This is a genomic window from Microcoleus sp. AT8-B5 (assembly GCF_036705565.1).
Lineage (GTDB): Bacteria > Cyanobacteriota > Cyanobacteriia > Cyanobacteriales > Microcoleaceae > Microcoleus.
Map to the genome: position 1 here is coordinate 291,152 of NZ_JAUBUY010000002.1, position 6,196 is coordinate 297,347.

General features: G+C 44.3%; 6 protein-coding genes. 2 read left to right on the forward strand and 4 right to left on the reverse strand.

Translation table 11 applies throughout. The annotated features are described in order from the left end of the window. Positions 1–145 precede the first annotated feature (145 nt). Positions 146–505 carry a phage holin family protein gene (locus QUB39_RS02780; protein ID WP_333052282.1) on the reverse strand — a complete coding sequence of 120 codons (360 nt, stop codon included), beginning with the start codon at positions 503–505 and terminating at the stop codon, positions 146–148. A 223-nt stretch (positions 506–728) separates the two neighbouring features. On the opposite strand from QUB39_RS02780, the gene mrdA reads away from it, so the two are divergent. After that, entirely contained in the window at positions 729–2,543 is a 1,815-nt protein-coding gene (gene mrdA / locus QUB39_RS02785; protein ID WP_333052285.1) for a penicillin-binding protein 2, read from the forward strand. On the opposite strand, the gene QUB39_RS02790 is transcribed toward mrdA, so the two are convergent. Together QUB39_RS02790 and QUB39_RS02795 are read right to left on the reverse strand one after the other, a co-directional pair. Continuing rightward, positions 2,544–2,804, reverse strand: a complete 261-nt coding sequence (locus QUB39_RS02790; protein ID WP_333052287.1) for a hypothetical protein — start codon at positions 2,802–2,804, stop codon at positions 2,544–2,546. A gap of 195 nt (positions 2,805–2,999) precedes the next feature. Then, positions 3,000–3,500: a pentapeptide repeat-containing protein gene (locus QUB39_RS02795; RefSeq protein WP_333207794.1), complete on the reverse strand. Its 501-nt coding sequence runs from the start codon at positions 3,498–3,500 to the stop codon at positions 3,000–3,002. A 198-nt stretch (positions 3,501–3,698) separates the two neighbouring features. On the opposite strand from QUB39_RS02795, the gene QUB39_RS02800 reads away from it, so the two are divergent. Continuing rightward, positions 3,699–4,187: a pentapeptide repeat-containing protein gene (locus QUB39_RS02800; RefSeq protein ID WP_333052292.1), complete on the forward strand. Its 489-nt coding sequence runs from the start codon at positions 3,699–3,701 to the stop codon at positions 4,185–4,187. Between the two features lie 180 nt (positions 4,188–4,367). On the opposite strand, the gene QUB39_RS02805 is transcribed toward QUB39_RS02800, so the two are convergent. After that, positions 4,368–6,196: DNA/RNA non-specific endonuclease (locus QUB39_RS02805; RefSeq protein ID WP_333207795.1), on the reverse strand; the 1,829-nt coding region annotated here is incomplete at its 5' end.

The following is a 6,196-nucleotide window of genomic DNA, read 5'->3' on the forward strand; positions in this document are numbered from 1 at the left end:
TAACGGATGTAACGGATGTAACGGATTGAAGGAAGAAGGGAGAAGAAATATTCGGCGATAGAAATCGGTTGTAGGCACACGAAACGCGCCAGCTAAGGGTGGGAAATATCGGGCGATTTCTATCGCCCTTTATCCGGGGAAGTTGCTAAATTAGTGCGCCGTTGATAAAGCTGCTAACTACAGCCAAGGCGATCGCCCCCAGTACCGCGCTCCAAAGGCCCATCCGCAAACTAAATCCTTCAACTAGCTTCGCAGCCGAGGCAAAAACAATCACGTTCATTACAAAAGCAAACGCGCCGGAAAGCAACCCCAACGTCAGTAGGTTCGGCACGAAAAAAACTGCTTTCAGAATGGGCAAAATTAAAACATTCAACATTCCCAAAACCGCAGCGGAAATTACTGCTTTCGGTGTGCTGTCAATTTCTACGCCGATCGGGAGTTGAGAAATCAGTAGCAAGCTGCTACCCGTCACCAGCCAAGCAATCAAAAAATCGATCGGTTCCACAGCGCTCGTACCTCCTTAACAGTTGAATTGTCAAAAAAACTTGATATTTAACATACATCTTATATACCTTAATCAAGCAATCCGGCTGATTCGTCTACCAACGGGCCGAATTTATGTCTGTCACTAAAGAGTGAGAAGTTATAATCGCTGTATCATAGGCAAAATAATCCGGATGGGAACCGTATCAACCTGTTAGTTGAATAAAAAGAGCAGATTAATTAATATGGCTGGCGATTTTTCTTTTAACTCTAAAGTCCGATTCGACAAAAATGGCTTGGACAATGCTTCACGGCAACGCAGCCGATCGCTCCAAGTTATGATTTTTATGCTGATCGTCACTACCTTGATGGCGCTACCAATATTTCGTCTAGCCGAATTGCAACTGATACAGGGAGCCTACAACCGACAGCGGGCGGAAAATAACCGTATTCGCCCTGTTTCAGTCCCAGCGACTCGCGGTCAAATTTTAGACCGCAACGGCAAAATTTTTGCGGCCAGCCGCGTATCTCGATCGGTCTATGTGTGGCCAAAAGAGCGATCGGCCAAGGAGTGGCAAGAGATCGCCGCTACACTGGGCCCGATCGTCAAACTTCCCGCGGCCGAAATTGTCAAAAAAATCGATGCCGCTGGCTACAGATCGGCCCTGCCAGTGCGAATTAGTAAGGATATTGATGTCGGTACTTTCGTCGCTTTGGGAGAACAAGCTAATAGTTTGCGGGGAGTTGAAATTCGCGTAGAATCGAGCCGAGACAATCCCCACCAGCAATTAGCAGCTCACCTTTTGGGGTACGTCGGCGAAGCTAGTTTAGAGCAATTAAAAGCTAATCCTGCATATCCGATGGGGATGCTCGTGGGTCAAATGGGAGTTGAAAAATTAGCCAATTCAACTTTAGAGGGCGTTTGGGGAAACCGTTTAATCGAGGTGAATGCTAAGGGCGAGGAAATCCAAGATTTAGGTGTAAAAGACCCTATTCCCGGCAAACCGGTGCAGCTAACTTTAGATTTAGATATGCAGAAAACTGCAGAAAAAGCTTTGGGCGATCGCCTGGGTGCAGTTGTGGCGATCGACGTAAAAACCGGAGCTCTTTTAACAATGGCTAGTTGGCCGACATTTGACCCCAATATTTTCACCCGCAAGGTGACTCAAACAGAATGGGAGCGGCTGCAAGGGCCAGAAAAACCGTTTTTAAATCGAGCCGTTCAAGGTTATCCAGTCGGTAGCACTTTTAAAATTGTCACTGCTATAGCGGGGATGGAGTCGGGCAAGTTTTCTCCTGACTCGACTGTGGCCACTTCTTCTTCAATTACGATCGGCGGAATTTCTTTTAACGAACACAGCGGCGGTTACGGCGTTATCGGTTTCCGCGACGCTTTAGCCTACAGCAGCAATACGTTTTTCTATCAAGTAGGTATGGCTGCCGGCCCCGAAGAAATGGCGAAAGCAGCTAAAAAAATGGGCATTGGCGGTACTATTAATTTAGACCTTTTGGGGTTGGAATCCGCCAATCACGGTCAAGTTCCGGTACCAGCAGAGAAACAGAAAATGTATGGGGAAGATTGGTATGTTGGGGATACGGTAACAATGTCGATCGGTCAAGGTTTGGTACTTTGTACTCCCTTAGAATTGGCTGTGATGGTGTCAACTGTTGCTAATGGCGGTTATCGAGTTCAGCCGCATTTATTGGCTTCTCAAACTAACACTCCTATTACCAAAAAAGTTCCCACAGGTATTAAGCCTGCCACTTTGAATGTTGTTCGCGAGGGATTGATTGACGTGGTGAAAAAAGGTACTGGCAAACGCATGAATGATGGTACTATTCCTTTAAGTGCTGGTAAGACTGGGACGGTGGAAATGCCCGGTCATCCTGACAATTCTATGTTTGTGGGTTTTGCTCCCGCTGACAAACCGGAAGTTGCGATCGCAGTTATAGTTGAAGGCGGCGGATTTGGTTCTGTATCGGCGGCACCAATTGCTCAAGAGGTATTCCGAACCTATTTTCAAAAGCAGGGTTTTAAACCTACTAATAAGCCTCTCTAGTCATTCGTTAATTGTTAACTGTTGACTGTTGACTGTTCTCATTTTGTCCAATAATTCGATCGCACTATTCTTGATATCTTGGAAAAGTGCGATCGAACAAAAGTTTTCCCCTACCAATCGTCTCACTTCCACGGTTGATAAATTCATCATTTGCGCTACCTGTTCCCGACTCATTCCAGAATTTAAGAGTTGAGTTACGAGCGATCGTAATGTTGACTCCGCTGCCAGTCGTCCCAGGTTTTCTTCGTTGTAAGTCTTCAAAGGGGTAAAAGGCGGTAAAAGGGCGATCGGCTAATATTGCTCTTTAGTAAATGCAGTATTAATGAAGATGAAGATTAGTTCAATTTTATTAAAAGTCAAGAGCCTGGTAGGCCTAGCAAGTTTTCCCGCCTACGTTGTTTGATTTAATAATATAAAGAAAGTTCACGAGCCGCTGTTACAGCGGCTCCAAGTGAATTAATACACACAAATACCTAGACGTTGGCACCCATCATTCCTCTCACTGCCATCGGGCATAATAGTGTGGCAGAAAATACATTCTTGTTCCAGCCAGTATTCGATGTCTACACCGGAAGCACCGAACAAATTAGAGCGATAGAAGTTGGTCTTCTCCACCAGGGTTTCATCCAACTCGGCACGTACAAAACAAGCATGAGTCAAGTCAGCTCGATCGAGGATCGATTGAGCGAGGGTAGCTCCATCCAAGCGGGTATGTTGCAGGATGGCTTTCTCCAGAGACACTTCAGCCAATTCGGCTCCAATCAGGTAACTTCGAGTGAAGTCAGTTCCAATCATCGAACCCTGCAGAACAGCCCCGGAAAAATTGGCATCGCTCAAGATTGCTCCTTCCAAATATATGAACGCACTAACACGAATCCCAGCAAAGTTTCGCTCAAGAGCAGCATAACGTTCGAGCAATTCTGAGGCACTCATTTCAGTAAATAGCGATCCTTTCATAGGTCGTCTTCTCCTAAATCTCAATATACTGCTGAATAAAGGGATTACTCTAGGGTTGATTTAAGTGGTGTTAACTTGAACATTGCTTCGATTCTATCCTTAATAGGGTGGGGAATTGATTTAATATAAAAAGAGGCGCGATCGCTATTTAGTGAATGCAGTATTATTGATAGTGTAAATAGATTCAGGACATCCAACATGGACGTTGAAGAACTATATAGGCGATACGCTGCGGGAGAAAGGGATTTCTCAGGAGTTGATTTAAGTCATGCTGACTTAAACGTTGCTAACGTGACATACATCGAAGACCTCCAACCAGGTCAGAATGAGTTGAGTGGTATCAATCTCAGCGGTGCTAACTTGACTAGAGCCGATTTGAGTTATGTTAATCTCAGCGGTGCTAACTTGAGCAGTGCTAACCTAGAGTTTGCTACCCTATCGCTGACTATATTGACTGGTGCCAATTTGAGGGATGCTATCCTAGATTACGCTCAACTCTTAGGCGACCTAATTGATGTTGACTTGAGAGAAGCCAGCTTGTTTTGTACGCTATTGAATTGTACCAACCTGACCAGAGCCAACTTGATGGGGGCAACATTTCAAGTCAGTCCAAAGGGGCGTTTGATTTTTAGTGATACCATCATGCCAGATGGAACTATTAATAATGAAGATGAAAATTATGAGTAACCTAAATCATTTATGTAAGAGTGTGTAATAGTAATGCTGGCTGGATAGCATTTTCAAATATTTTGCTTTGCACAAATCATTTAGGTTCGCTATATATAGTTCAATTTCATTAAAAGTCAAGAGCCTGGTAAGCCAAGTCAGCTTTCCAGGCTACTTTGTTTGATGTCTAGACCATCAGCCTTATGATTCGATTATTTCCTCAATCTCGTCGGGAATATTTGAGAAAAAGTCAAGTCCAGTCAATTCCTCAACTTGGTTAACAGTCAGCTTCCATGTTTGCCAATTTCTCCAAGCAGCTTTGTTTTGTATGTCTGGAAGACTCAACCCTAATAAACTATTGAAAGGGTGAGGAACTGGTACCGGAAAATCTCCATTATTACCCACTGTGCCATTTGGATTAGTTGGTACATGATCTGGCTCAACTTCGTTGGGTGTCAAAATGCCATAAGTTCCAGCGTTAGCAATTGTGACATTAGCAGGAGTCAGTCCTGGTTGCTCTAAATCCAGTACAACCTTCCAAGTCCAACCAGGAATATTGATTCCTTTGTTAGTAAGAATTTGGGGGTTTGTTAATGTGCTAGGCTTCGAGTTATGACTGAAACGCTGCGGATTCAGATTGCTGCCATAACCCCCAGCAACAACATAAAGCTCTTTTGGGGTTTCAGTAATTGGATCGGTCTCAGTAATCTGTTTAAGAAAACCGTCGAAACTTGTCCATGCTGGACTATCAGGGATTTCTCCTCGGAAATCATTGTTATTATCATAATGCTGTGGAACTACATTTGTCAACAGAAAAGTGGCTATGTTGTCTTTTTCGCTATTGGTGCGGTGAGACGAAGGTAGCATATGCCCCTTTGAGTAATCACTGCCACGGTAGTCTTTATCTACGATCCGACCCCAGCTTTCAGGAATACTTTTATCTTCAATAAAGTCTATTTTTGAGCGAGGAGTTTCACCCAGCCACTTTCGATTCATTTGCCAACTTACCCATTTAGGAGTTTTACTGCTGTCATCATAAGCAGTGGCAAACTGTGCTTTCTCTAGCAAATAGTTATTGCTATCTGCAACGTCAAGGTCAGTTGTGTTCCTTGCATCTGAGGGATTTCCAAACAGTAGATGTTGACTTTTGAAAAATACATTATCTAAGTAAACAGTACCGCCACCAACTACTTCAAACTTGAGGGTTGCTACTTTACCGCGCAAATTGTCAGGTACCTCTATTTGGAAAGTCTCAAACCCTTCAATTCCATAATCAATCTTTTGGGTGTCTGCTAAATAAGCACCTGGTGTACGATTTGCTCGCGTCAAGTTGATGGATGATGAAACGCCTAAAGGACTTCCATCTGCTGCTGACAAAGTGACCAAAACATTTCTTCCTCGTTTCAGTTCTGCTTCGGGAACATGGAGGTCAAAGCGTAAATTTCCCCAATCAGGTACAACAAAACGGTTGTGGGTAATACTTTTGCCTGAGTCTAACTTCAGAGCATAATTAGCTTGAGTTCGATCTACTCCTATCCTATCCAGTTCTGCGTGCAAAGCCGGAGCCTGTGTTGCAGATAGCTGATTTACATCAACTAGATTGCTTGTAGTTACACTCGCTGACGTTTCGCCATTATGAAAAGACCAGCCAGGAATCGCATCAGAAAAAATAGTCCGATTACCACCCTGCGGATTAAAAACCGCATCAAAATTGCCGTTAAACAAAGTGGGAACCGCCCCATCTCCCCGCATCCTGGCATCATAAGTATTGTCAAAATCTACCGGGATGCGCTCTACATTCGTTTGGGGACGCAACTCCGAACCGCCACCCAAAACCGAATAAAACCACCCCGTACCAATTCCCTCCCAAGGAGCAGCATCAACACCATGTTCAAAACTGTGTTCCGGCGTATACCAAGGTGCAACCCGAGCAGAATTGTTCGCAATATCGCCAAATGAAAAGTCCTTATCGAACAAAGGTTCGCGATACCCATCGCCGCGTCGGCGGAAAATAGGATTAGCATCTAAGT

Bases quoted from the DNA above. Each gene is read 5' to 3' on its own strand.
- mrdA (WP_333052285.1), top strand. From the start codon at position 729: ATGGCTGGCGATTTTTCTTTTAACTCTAAAGTCCGATTCGACAAAAAT.
- QUB39_RS02795 (WP_333207794.1), bottom strand. From the start codon at position 3,500: ATGAAAGGATCGCTATTTACTGAAATGAGTGCCTCAGAATTGCTCGAA.
- QUB39_RS02800 (WP_333052292.1), top strand. From the start codon at position 3,699: ATGGACGTTGAAGAACTATATAGGCGATACGCTGCGGGAGAAAGGGAT.